Raw genomic sequence first — 16392 nt, forward strand, 5'->3', positions numbered from 1 at the left:
ACCCATGACAACCCCGGGATCTCCATTTTACCATCTGCATCTGCACACTGAGTATTCCCTGCTGGACGGGGCGATTCGCTTGGATTCCCTTATTAAAAGGGCAAATGAATACCATATGGATGCCGTGTCCATGACCGACCACGGCACTATGTTCGGTGTGGCTGAATTCTATGAAAAGGCAACCAAGGCAGGGATCAAGCCGGTTTTAGGCTGCGAGGTCTATGTGGCCCCCAGAAGTCTTAACGACAGGACCCAGATGGATCATAAGGGATTGAGGCATCTGGTTCTTCTGGCCAAGAACAGGACCGGGTATACCAATCTGTGCAAACTGGTCTCCGTGGCCCAGCTCCAGGGGTTTTACTATAAACCCAGAATAGACAAGGAACTTCTGGCCGAGTATTCTGAAGGAATCATCGGGCTGTCTGCCTGTCTTAAAGGAGATATTCCCCAGGCCATCCTGGCCAACGACATGGACAAAGCAGACCAGCTGGCAGAATTTTATCAAAAGACCCTGGGAGAGGATAATTTTTTTCTTGAAGTTCAGGAAAACGGGATGGATATCCAGCATACGGTGAACCAGGGCCTGCTGGATATCTCCCAGCGCCTTTCCATCCCCATGGTGGCCACCAATGACTGCCATTATTTGTCCAAAGGGGATGCCAAGGCCCACGAAATTCTGCTGTGTATCCAGACCGGGGACACCTATGACAACCCCAAGCGGTTCAGGTTTGATTCAGACCAACTTTATTTTAAATCCGCAGAAGAAATGGAATCAACTCTGGGGCAGTTTCCCAATGCCATTGCCAATACCCGGGAAATCGTTTCCAGGTGCAATGTGGAATTCGGGAAAAAAACCTATCATTTTCCAAGATATGCCCTGGATGATTCTGTTTCTGAGGATGATCTGTTCAAAGACCTGGCCATGAAGGGATTTGAAGAGCGGCTGGCCAAAATCAAGGAAAAAACCCCGGATATTGACGAACAGGTCTACCGGGACCGGATCAAGTATGAGATTGACATTATCCTGGATATGGGGTTTCCCGGTTATTTTCTCATTGTGGCTGATTTTATCAGTCATTCTAAAGAAATCGGGGTGCCTGTGGGACCGGGCCGAGGCTCTGCTGCCGGATCCATGGTGGCCTATGCCATGGGGATTACCGCCCTGGACCCCATTGAACACGGGCTGATTTTTGAACGGTTTTTGAACCCGGCACGTATTTCCATGCCGGATATTGATGTGGATTTCTGCATTGAAGGCCGGGATCAGGTATACAAGTATACCATTGACCGGTACGGCGGACCCGAGTATGTCTGCCAGATCATTACCTTTGGTAGACTCAAGGCCAAGGCCGTGATCCGGGATGTGGGCAGGGCCCTGGGCGTTCTGCTTTCCGAAGTGGATGAAATTGCCAAGATGATTCCGGATATGTCCAAAAATTTGACCAAGGCAATCGAAGAAGTGCCTGGTATCCGAGACAAATGCAATGAAACCCCTGAAAAAGCCCAGATGCTGGAAATTGCCATGCTTTTGGAGGGTCTGCCCCGCCACGCCTCCACCCATGCCGCAGGCGTAGTGGTTTCTGACAAGCCTTTGTACGAATATCTTCCCTTGTTCCGTGGCAAGGAAGGTGAGACCATTACCCAGTTTGACATGACCTATACGGAAAAACAGGGCTTGGTTAAATTTGACTTTCTGGGGTTGCGCAACCTGACCGTGATCAAGAATTGTATCGGCCTGATTGAAAAACAGGGCAAAACACCGCCTGACCTGCTTCATCTTGATTTCAGCGATAAAAAGACCTTTGATCTTCTCCAGAGTTCAGATACCACAGGGGTGTTTCAGCTTGAAAGCTCGGGCATGAAAGAGCTGATTTCAAGGCTTAAACCGGCCAGTTTTTCCGATATTGTTGCCCTTGTGGCGCTTTACCGACCGGGGCCTCTGGATTCAGGCATGGCCGATTCCTATGTGGAAAGAAAGCACGGCCGTGAAGAGGTGGACTATATCTTTGACGAGCTTGAAGAGGTGCTCGAAGAAACCTATGGGGTAATTTTGTACCAGGAGCAGGTGATGAAAATCGCAGGCGTCCTGGCCAACTATTCCATGGCCGATGCCGACGGGCTTAGAAAAGCCATGGGTAAAAAGATTGCCGCCATGATGGAAGAACACCGCGCCCTTTTTATGAAAGGGGCCAAGGAAAATGGTCATGATCTTAAAAAGGCTGAAAAAATATTCGACCTCATGGAAAAATTCGGGGGGTACGGATTTAACAAATCCCATTCAGCTGCCTATGCCCTGATTGCTTATCAAACCGCCTATCTCAAGGCTAATTTTCCCTTAGAGTTCATTGCCGCCCTGATGACCTCGGAGCGGAGCAACTCAGATGCCGTGCTCAAGTACATGGATGAATGTAGGAACCATGAGATCAAGGTACTGCCCCCGGATGTGAACCAGAGCGATGCCTTTTTTACCGTGGACGACGACGCTATCCGGTTTGGCATGGCTGCAGTCAAGGGCGTGGGGGACGCCGCCATTGATGCCATTGTCCAGATTCGCGAAACCCAAGGGCCCTATGAAGGCCTTTACGATTTCTGTGAACGGGTGAACACCTCCAAGGCCAACAAGAAAGTCCTTGAAGCCCTGATCAAATGCGGGGCATTTGACGGTTCAAAGGACAAGCGCAGCCAGATGATGGCCGTGCTTGAGGATGCCCTGGACCATGGATCCAGGATTCAGCGGGAAAAGGCAGACGCCCAGCTGGATCTTTTTGCCGATTCAGGCATGGGGCTGGCCCTGCCCTTGTCCGTTCCAAAGATGCCCGTGATGGATGAATGGGAGGACAATGCCCTTTTGGAATTGGAAAAAGAGGCCCTGGGATTTTATATCACCGGCCATCCCATGGATAAGTTTACGGACATCATCAAAAAATATGCCAGCGTGAATACCATCACCCTCCAGGATATGGCCAATGAACGGATGGTTCGCATTGGCGGATTTCTCAAGGTCCTAAAGGTACACAAGACCAAAAAAGGGGATATGATGGCCTTTTGCGCCATTGAAGACCAGACCGCCTCGGTTGAAGTGGTGGTTTTTCCCAACCTTTATGCCAAGACCCACACCCTGTTATCCGATGAGCAGATTGTCATTCTGGAGGCTGAAGTTCAAAAAACAGAGAACATGGTCAAGCTCATCGGTGAAAGAATCGTTCCCATAGAACAGGCTGAAAAGGAATGGACCTCCGGGATTGTGATTCAGGTGGATGCCTCCTTGCATGAGAGTGATATTTTATCCCGGCTTAAACCTGTGATTGAACGGTATCCGGGTGAATGCATCTCCCTGATCAAAGTCAAAATAGACGATGTGCTTCCGCCGGTAATGATCAAGCTTGCAAATGAATACCAAACAGATGCCCACCCCTCTTTTTTTAAGGAAGTCGAAGAGTTGCTGGGTCCTGGAACCATTGAAACCTGGTGCGCACTGATCAAGGAAAAGGTCAAGAAAAAGAAACGCTGGCAGAATAAGAAATCCGCCTGACCCTGATTTGTCATGTGCGAGGTTGGTTTGTTTAATTTCCGACCTTGATCTGATTGATGACCTGGCGGTCTCCGGCATTTTTTTGTGCTATGGCCCCGGCTTTTTGTTTTTGTGCCTGGAAATGGACATTGCCCGAAAGTAAAATTTGTGTTTCAGAGGCGTTGATCACAACGGGCAAGGAATTTAATTCAGCGTCCTGAAGCATTTCGATTTTGATTTTTTTTTGGACCATGGTGTGGGCTGTTTCAAATGTGGTGCCCTGATCCTATGGTCAGCTGGTTTTCAATCCTTACAACCCCTTCAACGGTCCGGATAATATCCATTGCCATTCGCCGGTGGGCGTCGTCCATGGCCTGGCCTGTGAGATAGACCACCCCGTGGCGGACCAGGATATCGATTCCCTTGCCGTCCACCAGATCGTCTGAAAAGAGTTTGGTTTTAATCCGGGTCAGTATCAATGAATCTTCCATCATTGTGGTAAAAGATCGTGGGGCCTCTTTGGCAGAGGGGGGAGAATAAACCATTGGTTGAGGACCCTTGTTGGAGGTGCAGCCCGTCATGAGGATCAGGGCGGTCAATACACAGAGACTGAGAGTTTTTTGAGTCATAATCAATTATTCAAAATCATCCAGGTCTGACAAATCCATATCCTTGAGCAGGTCATCCTCGTCCGGAATAATGCTTTCATCAATAACCACGGGTCTTTTTTTCTTAACCACAGGCAGTACAAGCTCTATTTGGGGCTCTTCTTTGGGAAAGAGTTTGTTTATCAGGCCCAGAAAGACCAGATATAAAACATACCCGATGCCTGCAATATTGAGAACCAGGATAATGGTGCCGAAAATATTTTTTGACAGCATGGCTACGTTAATCCCCTTAATAGTTTGACGCTAAAGGCATTAGTGTTTATATATAATCTTTAACTTTGTGACAAGGCTTTATTAAAGGATTAGGGACAGGTATGAGCTGGCTTGGAAAAATGATCGGGGGAACCATTGGATTTGCCTTGGGCGGACCTATTGGTGCTGTGGCAGGTGCTGCTTTCGGGCACACCTTTGTGGATAAAAAAGAAGATGCATATTTAAAATCAATCCCGGGAAGAGATCCGGGCCTTTCCTCCAATGAGGAGGCGCAATTGATTTTTTTTACAGCAGCCTTTTCCATGCTGGCAAAAATTTCAAAGGCCGACGGGAGAATCCATGAAAAGGAGATCCAGGTGATTGAACGCTTCATGACCCATGATCTTCAACTGGACATGGCAGGGCAGACAACGGCTAAAAATATATTCAGGCAGGCGGTTTCCTCGCCGGATTCCTTTGAGGCCTTTGCCCGGCAGTTTTTTTCGGTGTTTCAATACCAGGCCAATATTATCGAGCTGATGGTGGATGTCCTGGTCAGGGTTTGTGCGGCTGACGGCAGCATTTCAGACCAGGAAGAAGAGATGCTCTTGTCTGCGGTTCATATATTCAACTATTCAAGAACCGATTATCATAGGCTTAAATCCAGGTATGTTCAAAAGAGTGATCCCTATTATGCCGTGCTCAAGTGTGATGAAAACTCATCCAATGAGGAGATTAAAAAGCAGTATAGATCTCTGGTTCGAGAATACCATCCAGACAAGATTGAAGCCAAAGGGCTGCCAGAAGAGTTTATTAAATTTGCAAATGACAAATTTGCTGAAATCCAGGACGCCTATGAGCATATTCGAAAAAGCCGGGGGTTTTAAAACAGACTTTTTCTCAAGGCCTTTTTATTCGTGATTTGGGGCGGATGGGTAAATTTTTGATTCTTCTTTTTTTGGGCAATGCCGATACTTGGTCTTCCTGGCCAGTGAACCTTTTCCATTTGGATATCCCATGATTGTAAAGATATGATCGTGCTATAAAAATGCGGTGAAATTTAATTATTATTCAATAACAGAGAGCGCTTATGGCAAACCGGAAACCCAAATCTGATCGAGACCTGGAAAAAGAATACTCCAAAAAAGAATTCGTTGATAAATTAAGGCGACTTGCTGATGCCATTGAGCAGAATAAAAGATTCAGGATACAAGTTTCAGGAGAGCGAATTTCGGTTCCCTTGGATGCTGTTTTTAATATAGAGCATGAAAGAGAAGGGAATAATGAAGAAATTGAATTTCAGTTAAAATGGGCTGTGCCTGAAAAATAAAAAATTATTCTATATAAGGTTTTAAAAAATCACGGTAAATCCATTTTGATTCCCGGACCTTTTGTTCATAAAGGCCTAACAACCGCTTGTCTTTTTGAGAGGGCGCATTCCCATTTTCCCGGTTTTAAAAAGGCCTGTCTTTTAGAGCAAAAAGAATGATATCCTCTGTTACGCTGAAATGAACATAAATGGATTGTGCTAATGAAGAAAGCTGAAGATTGTAATACTGTTGATGAAGTCCTTGCATGCCTCAAAGAACTGGAAGAAGATCCAAATCGCTTGGTTCGTAACGCTAACGAATTAGAACAGATGGAGCAGGAAATCCTTGAGTATACAAATCGGATAAGCGCCTTTTTTTTAAAAAAAAGATCCAGGCCTCAGTAGATTCCTCTGAACAGGTCGACCAAGAAAAAGAATTGATGTCCAATTGGCCGGGACGGATGAAAAGCGAAGGGCTTGAGACCGTTTGGATTCAGCTTTGTACAGATAGTTCGGTTGATATTCATGTTCGATACTATCGAAGGTCCTGTGACCGCCGAAAAGGAAAAAGATATAAAGGTGCATACGCTGGCTTAATCCTTCTTGGAATCCATGATCGCTGCTCGCCTGCTTTGGCTTCTATGGTGAGTTCTTGGTCAGCCTTATTAAGTTCTTTTGAAGAAGTCCGTCAAGTGCTTTGTGACCGTGGGATGACGTTGGGTATAAAGGTCATCCGTAAACTGACCTATCGGTACGCAGAGCGGGCTCGAGCCGAACAACAAGCGGGCCGAATCCCATTAAATGATGGAGATTTACTTGAAGGGCGGCGAGTCGTTATCAGCACTGATGGTGGCCGCACTCGGCTCAGAGAGAAGAAAAGGGGACCAAAAACCCAAAAGGATAGAACCCGATTTCGTGGGGCATGGCGAGAACCCAAGCTTTTGATCATTTATGTAGTGGACGCCCATAGAAAACAAGAAAAAAGCTTTTCACCATTTATTGATGGCTGTTTCAATGGACCGGATGGTGTATTCCACTTGTTAAAGGGTTATTTGAACTCCCTTCATATTCAGAACTCAGACAAAATACTGTTTGTTGCAGATGGGGCACATTGGATTTGGAATCGAATCCCCGGACTGCTAAAAGCATTGGGTTTGGCTCCTGAGCGTGTGTATGAACTTCTCGATTTCTACCATGCAGTTGAGCATCTGGGTACAGTAGCAGGCTTAAGGAAGACCTGGTCATCCAAGGAACGCAAACGCTGGGTATCGAAGCAGCGAGGTCTTCTGCTGAAGGGAAAGGCGATTGAGGTGGTACAGGCCGTCCAGAAGCTTTGTAGAGGCAGAAACAGTAAGGCTATCAAGACGGAACGGGATTATTTTGTGCGCAATGAACTGAGGCTTAATTTCTCAACTGTAAAAGCGTTGAACTTACCTATTGGCAGCGGTGCTATTGAAGGTTCTGTTGCAAAAAATATTTCCAGGACAAAGAGATCGTTCAGGCGTAAAATTTACGCAGCATAAGAAAACAGATTTTCGACGAATTCTTTCTGCTTTAAAATTTCTCCCTTCCTGATATTTTTAACTTGTCCTTTTCTGATCATGTTCATAATTTCATAGCCTTTTAGCGTCCGCCAGGCAGAATGAAATGTCTTGAACCCCATACCAGCTCTGACAAGCTTTTTGATAAACCGGTGGTCTTGCTCAATAATATTGTTCAGATATTTATTCTGTCTTAGGATACAGTCCTTATTCAGAAGCTTTTTTTCTTTCAAAGCCTTTACTGCCGGAGGATATGCAGGATTTCCGTCAACACTCAGAACCCGAGGTCTGGAGCTATTGGAAGCTCGCAGCATCTTTTTAAAAAATCGTTTGGCAGATTCCATATTACGTCTGCTGCGAAGAAGAAAATCGATGGTATTTCCACGGGAATCGACCGCTCGGTAAAGATACTTCATTTTCCCCCGCACCTTGATATATGTTTCATCAATACGGTAAGAATCATTTGATTGCCGCAGATACTTCCTGCTTCGCTTTTCCATTTCAGGAGCATAGCGCTGAACCCATCGGTAAATGGTACTGTGATCCACAGACAAGCCCCGTTCTTGCATCATCTCTTCCAGATTCCTGTAACTCAGTTGATATCTCAGATACCAGCGAACATTCAACAGGATGATTTCTTTTTCATAATGACGCCACTTGAAAGGGTTTTCATTTTTCATACTATCTCTCTGCAAATAAATTAGTGCCAAAACGGACTTGTATCAGACATTAATAATTTTTTGCAACAGAACCACTTGATGTCCATTTTCAGTCGCCCGATCTCCTCGTAAAGTGGGGCAGTGATTTCTTCCTCGGTCTTTGGCCGCCGTTTTTTCCCTGATGGGAAAAGCTCTAGGGCATTGGTGAGCAGTTGTTTCTTCCAAACCGATATTTGATTTGGATGAACCTTATAGGCCGTTGATAGCTCGGCTAAGGTCTTCATTCCCTTGATGGCTTCGACCGCCACTTTGACTTTAAATTTTGCCGAAAATTGTCTTCTTTTACGTGTCATTTTCATGCGTCCTTTCTTACCATTTTCAGGACGCGGATTCCACTTAAGCAAGTGGTCCTAAAATCGGGGGTAACCGCACTTCACTCGGACACGTATTGAGACCAGGCCCCATACCAGGTCTATGCCTCTCTTCTTGATAAAGGAAAATACTATTGCTCCATCAGAACGATGTATCGGCTTCTTCACAAAGAACATGGTTCTGTGCCGGAACGAAGACGGCAGGTAAATCGCCCGAAATATAAAAAAACTGAATTGCTGGCAACCGGACCGAATCAGGTCTGGTCCTGGGATATTACCAAGTTGAAAAGCGTCACAAAATGGACTTATTTCTATCTGTATGTAATCATGGATATTTTCAGCAGGTATGTTGTCGGCTGGATGGTCGCCCATAGGGAACAAACAGCATTGGCCAAAAGGCTTATTGAGAAGTCCTGTGAAAACCAAAATATATTACCCGGTCAGCTTGGACTTCATGCAGATCGGGGAGCCAGTATGAAATCCAAAGGGGTTGCCCAGCTTCTTGTCGATTTAGGGGTAACCAAAACCCACAGCAGACCGCACGTCAGCAATGATAACCCTTACTCTGAAGCTCAATTTAAAACATTGAAATATTGTCCAAAATTTCCAAATCATTTTGGTTCGATTGAGGATGCAAGAACCTTTTGCCAGGATTTTTTTAGATATTACAACAAAGAGCATTACCATTCTGGTATTGGCCTGGTAACCCCGGAACAGTTTCATTATGGCATTGCTAAAGAGATTTATGGGTCTCGCTGTAGAACTTTGAAAGAGGCGTTTATTAAAAACCCAATACGCTTTAAGGGGAAAATCCCTCGGCCACCAGCTTTACCAGAAGCAGCCTGGATCAACAAACCGGAACAGGAAGAGAAGGATAAGATTGGAGCCTAATTTTAGGCATAAAGTGTCTCATTGTCATTGACACATTCCGGATTGACAAATATGAACTGGTTTATGTCGAAACCAGCGTCTGCTGCTTTTCCCAATAGAACAGACGTTGTTTCTTCTTTCATAATTGGGTGTCTTCCAAGAATCCATAGATAGGATTTATCAGGCCCGCAAACAAGCGAATATTGGTAGTTTTCCTGGTCAAGGCCAAAAATGATATAAGACCCATAATAAGGGCCCAAAAAAGAAACTTTCAAATAACCTAAATTGGAGGCTTCTACAAAATAAGCCTTTCCTTGAGTTTCTTTCCACAAGCCTTTCTCCGCGGAATATCCACGATTTATGACTTTGACGCCACCGTCATTGCGCAATGAATACTCTGCGCTCACATGGGACAATCCGCGTTCAAATGAATGGTCAAATCTTGCAATTTCATACCACTTGCCCAAATATTTTTCTAAGGTAAAATTATTAACAGGGCTCACATTTTCAGGTATTCCAGTGCACCCGATTAAAAGTATAAAAAATAAGATGGATCCCTTTTTTATATTCCTGCCTTTTGGGCCGAATCTGTTTTCAGTCCGTAAAAGCATCAATGGCAATATCCTTTTTTTTAAAATTGAAGCGACAAGCGTTTTGATACGATCGAGTGCCGCCAGAAGAACCGCCCATTCGTCTTTGTACCGTCCGGGACAAAAAACATATGGCAAACGATTTTTAGGACTCTAAGTGAATCCGCCAATCTCAAACCTGCTGCATCTGCCCGTAATAAATGCCGGACAACTGCAATAAATTCTTCAAAAAAGCCGGCGACAGATATCTAATAAAATGTAACAATGGGGCTGTGGCCTCACGCTCAGCCATAAAACAAAGTACAGCATAGACTGTTTTATCCAAGGTCTCAGGACGTTTGCCATCTGCAAAATGGTCATCGATGGTATCGCACAAGCAACTCAAAAATAATTTCTAAGTTTTAATTCAAAAGGATGGGGGTTTAAATATGTCTGGACTTTCAACCACGGCTGGTCGTATTTCATGACATAATGTTTGATCAATGTCATCGGAACAATCAAAGGGACATATCCAGATCGATACTGATCAATGACTGACAATAGCTCCTGCTTCTCATCACCACCCAAATTCTTTTTAAAATATCCCATCATGTGATGAAGTACATTGATATTTTTCTTTAAGGTGGATTTAAGCTTTAGGGCTCTGAGTAACAGTTGTTCATACCTGTCAAACAACTCGTCCAAACCATAATCTTTACCTTGAGCGACAATCTTACCCATTTTTCTGTATATGTCCTGATTATGGGATAAAATGAGAAGCTTATTTTGTGTGTGAAATTCTACAAGTCCTCCCAATGATTTATTGTCATTGATAAGCGTTCTCCAGCGTTGCAGTGAAAAGAGGCTTTCAATGAAATTTTCACGCAGCTTAGGGTCATGAAGGCGCCCTGCCTCCTCAACAGGTATTCTTGGAAAAGCTTGTGTAAACGCCTTTGCAAAAAGGCCGGTGCCGTTTTTTCGCACCTTATCGTCATCGCCGTAAACGCGTATCCGGTATAAGCCGCTGCTGGGAGATTTGCTTCTGAATATAAAACCGCAAAGGTCATCCTTGGTCAGTTCTTTCAAACGCTCCTTAATCCAGGTTTCCATCTGAACTGTTTTGTCCACACAGGTTTTCTGTGTCACTAATCTTGGATTTTCGGTGGGACCTACCAGCCTGACCGCTTCACGGGGCGTTGGCATGCCGCATTCAACTTCCGGGCAGACAGGTACATACTCTGCAAACAGTCCAAGGGTCTGAGTCAAAAATCTATCATGACTGTGTCCACCGTCATACCGGACTTTATTTCCTAAAAGACAGGAGCTGATGCCTATTTTGATGGGTGTAAGCATTAAGATTCTCCATTAATTTAAAATAAAACGGCCTAAAATTACCAAGAGCGAAAAGAGAATTCGGTAACGATCGAATAACTATCAGTAGTGTCCGGTTAGGTTGTTGCATATAAAAAGCATCTAAAATCATTGAAAAACAGTCTGTTTTGTGTTGACAAATGTGCGTAAAAATTTTTGTGCGCCTTGAAAACTTAACTCAAGGAGCTCAAATGACGCACATCTCAGTCCCTAAAAAACAACTACGGTCCCTGAACTTTGACAATTTCAGGTGCCCTCTGATAAAGTCACTTTCAAAAGCACCGGAATTACAATCTCGAGGAGACCGCCCTTTAAAAATGACATTCGAAGACCAGATAAATGCTTTGGTTTATTTCCATCTTCAGGAGCACAAGTCTGCCCGACATTTAATTCAGGATCTCAAGGAGAATGTTTTTGCTAAAGAAAATATTGCGCCAGACGGTGGTATCAGCCGTAGTAGTTTCTGTGAAGCCATCAATCACAGGGGACTCGAACAACTGCAATTTATCTTTGAGGATCTTTATAAACAGGCTCTTGAGTGTCATCCGGGTGAACACGCCGAGTTAGGAGAGTTGGTTTCCATTGACGGTAGTCTCATAAATGCAGTCCTTTCAATGCACTGGGCGAACTACAGAAAAGGAAGTAAAAAAGCCAAAGTACATTGCGGATTTGACATTAATCACGGAATCCCAAACAAAATCTTTTTGACTGAAGGCAACGGCGCTGAACGCACTTTTGTTCCCAAAATACTTTCCAAGGGGCAAACAGGTGTTATGGATCGTGGATATCAATCCCATAAAGAATTTGACCTGCTTCAGGAGCAAGGCAAACATTTTGTCTGCCGTATAAAAACCAGGACAACAAGAACAATTATTGATAACCACGAGACCCCTTCCGACAGCTACATTTTTTATGATGCACTGGTTAAACTTGGTACTCCGAATCAAAACCAGACGAAAAGGCCTGTTCGGGTTGTTGGCTATAAAATTGCTGGCGTCAAATACTATGTGGCAACTGACAGGCATGATTTAACAGCGGAACAAATAGCAACAATTTATAAACTCCGGTGGACCATTGAGGATTTTTTCAAATGGTGGAAAGAACATCTGAAGGTATATCATCTCATTGCCCGCAGTGAATACGGCCTTATGGTTCAGATTCTTGGCGGCCTTATCACTTACCTGTTACTGGCAATCCATTGCCAAAAACAGTTTAATGAAAAGGTCACGATCAAAAGAGTTCGGCAGCTGCGAACCGCCATTCTAAATGACCTGTTTGGCTGCGAGGAGCAGGGCTCTCATAGTTCAAACAGGGACAATATTGTCAAAGATCAAAAAATTATTGAGCAAGCAAAAACCTAACCGGACATCACTGAATAACTATATAAGGTTTTGAAATAATTGACACTCATTTTCTTGATTAATCAGTCTTTTTATCAGTATAATAAATTTACAACAACTTTTCCATTCTTTGATTCTGACAGCAAATGATTTCAGGGAGCCTGAATGAACAAAATAAAACCCATTTTGGTAACAGGCGCAACCGGTTATGTTTCCGGCCGACTTATCCCATTATTATTGGCGGACGGATATAAGGTGAAAGCCATGGGGCGTTCCATCCCCAAGATGGCGGACCGGCCATGGGGGCAGGATCAGAATATCGAACTGGTCAAAGGCGATATTCAAGATTTAGAATCGCTGAAAAATGCGGCAAAAGGCTGTGGGACTGTTTATTATCTTGTCCACTCCATGATTTCCCAAAAAGGCAAATACCGGGATGCCGATAAAATGGGTGCGAAAAACATGGTTCAAGCCGCCACAGCGGAAGAAATAGACCATATTATATATTTAGGCGGCCTTGGAGACATCAACCATAAAAATATCAGCAAGCATCTTCTTTCCAGAAATGAGGTTGGTAACATTCTCATGAAAGGCCCTGTCCCGACAACGATACTGCGAGCGGCCATGATCCTGGGATCAGGCAGTGCCAGCTTTGAAATATTAAGATATCTTGCCGAACGCTTACCTGTAATGATAACCCCTAAATGGGTGAGTATGCCAACCCAGCCGATCTCCATAACCAATGTTTTGGGATATTTAAAAGGCTGTTTAAAATCCCCTGAAACACGAGGAGAAACATTCGATATCGGAGGGCCTGAGGTTGTGGCATACCGGGATTTATTCCGTATCTTTGCCAAAGAGGCAAACTTACCGGCACCCGTTATGATTCCTGTCCCTGTGTTAACGCCGAAGTTATCATCACTTTGGATTCACCTTGTGACACCGGTTCCTGCTGCCATTGCACAGCCCCTGGCAGAGGGGTTGAGCCTTCCGACAACCTGTACGGAAGACCGTATCACCCGGATCATTCCCCAGGATCTGATTCCATGCGCTGAGGCAATTAGAAGGGCCCTTGACCGGGTTCGTCAAGAACAGGTCGACACCTGCTGGGCAGATGCCGGAGACATCAAATATCCTGAATGGTCCCATTATGGTGATTCATCATATTCAGGGGGCACCATTCTTTCCTGCGGATACCAGGCAACCGTAAAGGGAACCCCCGCTGACCTGTGGAGATCCATTGAAAAGATCGGCGGCCGAACAGGGTATTACGGTGCAGATATATTATGGAAGATTCGCGGTATCATAGATATATTTACCGGGGGGGTTGGCCTATCCCGGGGCAGGCGCTCTAAAAAAGAGATCAGGGTGGGCGATGCCCTTGATTTCTGGCGGGTCCTTGAGATGAAATCCCAATCAAAACTAGTTTTGCTGGCTGAAATGAAAACACCAGGGGAAGCGTTGTTAGAAATAAAAATGCAGGCAATAAACAATGAGGTCTGCACGGTCAGTTTACTGGCACGGTTTCTTCCTAAAGGTATACCCGGGCTTTTATATTGGTATCTCCTGTATCCATTCCACCAATATGTATTCACGCAGATGTTAAAAGGTTTGGTAAAGGCCTCTTATTTAAAATTTGTAAAAAAACCGCACAAGTACGATCCCAGTTTGACAACGACATGTCGGTTACCAGATGAATAATGTTAAAAGGTATAGGGCGATGCTATGAGAGACGACAGAGAACAGATATTAAAAGCGATTGTGCAGCTGTTTGAATCCCAGAGCCTGGCTGTTCTTTCCACCCTGAAAAACGACCAGCCATATTCCAGCCTGGTTGCATTTGCGGCAAACTCAGACCTTGGCTGTTTTTATTTTCTAACCCCCAATACAACCCGTAAATATGAACATCTGACAACAAATCCAAAGGTCTCTATTCTTGTCAATGACAGCCAAAATAGGGCCGAGGATATTTACAATGCCGTCTCTGTTACCGGCACAGGTGTTTCGGCGGTTATTGATAAATCAATTGAACAAAAAGCACTTGATCTATATTTGACAAAGCATCCCCATTTAAAAGAATTCGCCAAGGCACCGACCACCGCTTTCATCCGTATCTCCATGGAGCGGTACTTTATGGTCAACCGATTTCAAAATGTCGTTGAAGTCAAGGTCAACCCATGAAACCGCTTCTCAAGACAGATGAATTCTTGACTGCCGGTCGAGACCAGGTTGGGGGCAAGGCCTATTGTTTAGCAAAGATCCATAACCATGGTATTCGGGTGCCCAAAACCTTGTGCATCCCCTGCACGGTTTATGATGATTATCTTGTCCAGTCCTATCTCAAAGACAGAATTTTTCTTGAAATAAACAAAAAACCACTTGAGCAGATGCGTTGGGAAGAAATATGAAGGGCGTTCAAAATTCTGTGTCAGTTGAATGAAAGCTGATATACTCAGCTAAATAAGGAGAACTGACATGACCGAAGAAAACACCGAATTTGATTTTCAAAAAGCCCTTAAAGGCATCCAGGAAGGTAAACCCTTCACAGGTAAGGGCGGCGTCCTTACATCATTAATCAAAAATCTTGCTGAAGCTGCTCTTGAAGGAGAGTTGGAGTCCCATCTCGGGCAGGAAGTTTCTGCCAACCGCCGTAATGGAAAAAGCAAAAAGACCATTAAATCCCTGGATGGTAAATTTGAGCTAAAACCCCCGCGTGACAGGGCCGGAACCTTCTCTCCACAGATCGTCAAAAAACATCAGACAACGCTCAGCGATGAAATTGAAAGAAAGATAATAGCCCTTTACGGCCTGGGCATGAGTTATAATGATATGGCTTCCCATTTACAGGAAATCTATGGACTTGAGATTTCAAATGCCACTCTGAGCACCATTACCGATAAAATCATCCATACCGTCAAAGAATGGCAGGCCAGGCCGTTGGAAAATGTGTACCCAATCGTATGGCTTGATGCCATACATTATAAAGTACGAGAAAACGGAAAGGTCGGCAGCAAAGCCGTTTACACAATTCTTGGGGTGAATATCGAGGGCCGCAAAGAGGTTCTTGGGCTGTACATATCCGAGAATGAGGGTGCGAACTTCTGGCTGCAGGTGTTAACAGACCTTTCAAACCGAGGGGTAAAAGATATCCTGATTGCCTGTGTTGATGGTCTAAAAGGTTTTCCCGAGGCCATTGAGACCATATTCCCGGACACAGAAGTTCAACTCTGCGTAGTCCACCAGATCCGAAATTCATTGAAATACGTTGGTTCCAAAAATAAAAAGGAATTTATGACAGATCTAAAACGTGTTTATAAAGCGGTCAATAAGGATCTGGCCGAAGAAGAACTGGATATCTTGGAAAATAAATGGAATGACAAATACCCGATTGTGATAAAATCCTGGCGGAACAACTGGGAACGCCTCAGTCATTTCTTTAAATATCCAGAAGAGATTCGACGGATAATATACACCACAAATACCATTGAGGCTGTGCATCGACAGTTTCGAAAACTGACCAAAACAAAGGGATCATTCCCGAACCAGGACAGCCTGTTAAAGCTGCTTTACATGGGGATCCAGAACGCCAGTAAAAAATGGACAATGCCGATTCAAAATTGGTCACTGACAATTTCCCAGTTGGCAATTTTCTTTGAAGGCCGGCTGGATAAAGAGCTGGGAATTTGATAGGGATTTATTTACAGATGGAAAAGATGGTTCCAGGAACTCCACTCCAGCAAAAGTCAACTCCTCCGACGTGGCTGATTGAAGGCCCATTCTCGGACCTGACTTTTACTTCCGCTGGCGCTGAGGCAGATCCAGGAACCGAAACCGTGACACAGAATTCTGAACATTCCCAAATAATTTAAAATCCAAGATCTTATTGCCACATGAGTTGTGTTAATCATTACCGTAAAAAAACGCACAATAATGGTATTAGCTGTCGTTTTTTCTCCTGATCCCCAACCCCAACGTATGGTATGCGGCCATC

19 protein-coding genes are annotated in these 16392 nt (G+C 44.5%); 11 read left to right on the forward strand and 8 right to left on the reverse strand.

Going from position 1 to position 16392, the window contains the following annotated elements:
- The first annotated feature begins 4 nt into the window (after positions 1 to 4).
- Positions 5 to 3532: a DNA polymerase III subunit alpha gene (gene dnaE / locus HUN05_14545; GenBank protein ID WDP86196.1), complete on the forward strand. Its 3528-nt coding sequence runs from the start codon at positions 5 to 7 to the stop codon at positions 3530 to 3532.
- 31 nt (positions 3533 to 3563) lie between these two features.
- Here dnaE and HUN05_14550 read toward each other — a convergent pair whose 3' ends face one another.
- The 3 genes from HUN05_14550 to HUN05_14560 are packed head-to-tail and all read right to left on the reverse strand — an operon-like array spanning position 3564 to position 4392.
- Positions 3564 to 3764 (reverse strand): BON domain-containing protein, encoded by a 201-nt coding sequence (locus tag HUN05_14550; GenBank protein WDP86197.1) that lies wholly within the window; start codon positions 3762 to 3764, stop codon positions 3564 to 3566.
- Between the two features lie 13 nt (positions 3765 to 3777).
- On the reverse strand, positions 3778 to 4140 hold the full coding sequence (locus HUN05_14555; GenBank protein ID WDP86198.1) for a BON domain-containing protein: 363 nt from the start codon (positions 4138 to 4140) through the stop codon (positions 3778 to 3780).
- Between the two features lie 6 nt (positions 4141 to 4146).
- On the reverse strand, positions 4147 to 4392 hold the full coding sequence (locus HUN05_14560; protein ID WDP86199.1) for a hypothetical protein: 246 nt from the start codon (positions 4390 to 4392) through the stop codon (positions 4147 to 4149).
- A gap of 101 nt (positions 4393 to 4493) precedes the next feature.
- Here HUN05_14560 and djlA point away from each other — a divergent pair, with 101 nt between their 5' ends.
- From djlA to HUN05_14580, 4 genes are all read left to right on the forward strand, one after another.
- On the forward strand, positions 4494 to 5258 hold the full coding sequence (djlA, locus tag HUN05_14565) for a co-chaperone DjlA (protein ID WDP86200.1): 765 nt from the start codon (positions 4494 to 4496) through the stop codon (positions 5256 to 5258).
- Between the two features lie 203 nt (positions 5259 to 5461).
- Complete coding sequence (locus tag HUN05_14570; protein WDP86201.1) at positions 5462 to 5701, forward strand: amphi-Trp domain-containing protein; 240 nt, start codon at positions 5462 to 5464, stop codon at positions 5699 to 5701.
- A gap of 201 nt (positions 5702 to 5902) precedes the next feature.
- Positions 5903 to 6085: a hypothetical protein gene (locus HUN05_14575; protein WDP86202.1), complete on the forward strand. Its 183-nt coding sequence runs from the start codon at positions 5903 to 5905 to the stop codon at positions 6083 to 6085.
- Between the two features lie 56 nt (positions 6086 to 6141).
- Complete coding sequence (locus tag HUN05_14580; protein WDP86203.1) at positions 6142 to 7203, forward strand: hypothetical protein; 1062 nt, start codon at positions 6142 to 6144, stop codon at positions 7201 to 7203.
- Here the strand turns inward: HUN05_14580 and HUN05_14585 are convergent.
- Both HUN05_14585 and HUN05_14590 read right to left on the reverse strand, forming a co-directional pair.
- Positions 7191 to 7901: an IS6 family transposase gene (locus tag HUN05_14585; GenBank protein ID WDP86204.1), complete on the reverse strand. Its 711-nt coding sequence runs from the start codon at positions 7899 to 7901 to the stop codon at positions 7191 to 7193. The two genes, HUN05_14580 and HUN05_14585, sit on opposite strands and share 13 nt — an antisense overlap.
- Positions 7902 to 7921: 20 nt before the next feature.
- Positions 7922 to 8233, reverse strand: a complete 312-nt coding sequence (locus tag HUN05_14590) for a transposase (GenBank protein WDP86205.1) — start codon at positions 8231 to 8233, stop codon at positions 7922 to 7924.
- Positions 8234 to 8392: 159 nt separating this feature from the next.
- Between HUN05_14590 and HUN05_14595 the strand changes: the two genes are divergently transcribed.
- Complete coding sequence (locus HUN05_14595) at positions 8393 to 9142, forward strand: transposase (protein WDP88076.1); 750 nt, start codon at positions 8393 to 8395, stop codon at positions 9140 to 9142.
- A 2-nt stretch (positions 9143 to 9144) separates the two neighbouring features.
- On the opposite strand, the gene HUN05_14600 is transcribed toward HUN05_14595, so the two are convergent.
- From HUN05_14600 to HUN05_14610, 3 genes are all read right to left on the reverse strand, one after another.
- A complete protein-coding gene (locus tag HUN05_14600; protein WDP88077.1) occupies positions 9145 to 9687 on the reverse strand; it encodes a lipocalin family protein in 543 nt (180 codons plus the stop codon).
- A 196-nt stretch (positions 9688 to 9883) separates the two neighbouring features.
- Positions 9884 to 10087, reverse strand: a complete 204-nt coding sequence (locus tag HUN05_14605) for a hypothetical protein (protein WDP86206.1) — start codon at positions 10085 to 10087, stop codon at positions 9884 to 9886.
- A 5-nt stretch (positions 10088 to 10092) separates the two neighbouring features.
- The gene (locus HUN05_14610) at positions 10093 to 11043 is read right to left on the reverse strand and encodes a DUF523 and DUF1722 domain-containing protein (protein WDP86207.1); all 951 of its coding nucleotides are present in this window, start codon (positions 11041 to 11043) and stop codon (positions 10093 to 10095) included.
- A gap of 209 nt (positions 11044 to 11252) precedes the next feature.
- Between HUN05_14610 and HUN05_14615 the strand changes: the two genes are divergently transcribed.
- The 5 genes from HUN05_14615 (at position 11253) to HUN05_14635 (ending at position 16088) form a co-directional block, all read left to right on the forward strand.
- On the forward strand, positions 11253 to 12422 hold the full coding sequence (locus tag HUN05_14615; protein WDP88078.1) for an IS4 family transposase: 1170 nt from the start codon (positions 11253 to 11255) through the stop codon (positions 12420 to 12422).
- Between the two features lie 144 nt (positions 12423 to 12566).
- The gene (locus HUN05_14620) at positions 12567 to 14102 is read left to right on the forward strand and encodes an SDR family oxidoreductase (GenBank protein WDP86208.1); all 1536 of its coding nucleotides are present in this window, start codon (positions 12567 to 12569) and stop codon (positions 14100 to 14102) included.
- A gap of 24 nt (positions 14103 to 14126) precedes the next feature.
- Complete coding sequence (locus HUN05_14625; GenBank protein WDP86209.1) at positions 14127 to 14582, forward strand: pyridoxamine 5'-phosphate oxidase family protein; 456 nt, start codon at positions 14127 to 14129, stop codon at positions 14580 to 14582.
- Positions 14579 to 14809, forward strand: a complete 231-nt coding sequence (locus tag HUN05_14630; GenBank protein WDP86210.1) for a hypothetical protein — start codon at positions 14579 to 14581, stop codon at positions 14807 to 14809. Before HUN05_14625 ends, HUN05_14630 begins: the two co-directional genes overlap by 4 nt.
- A gap of 67 nt (positions 14810 to 14876) precedes the next feature.
- Complete coding sequence (locus HUN05_14635; protein ID WDP86211.1) at positions 14877 to 16088, forward strand: IS256 family transposase; 1212 nt, start codon at positions 14877 to 14879, stop codon at positions 16086 to 16088.
- Positions 16089 to 16392 lie beyond the last annotated feature (304 nt).

The sequence above is a fragment of the Desulfobacter sp. genome (assembly GCA_028768545.1).
GTDB lineage: Bacteria > Desulfobacterota > Desulfobacteria > Desulfobacterales > Desulfobacteraceae > Desulfobacter.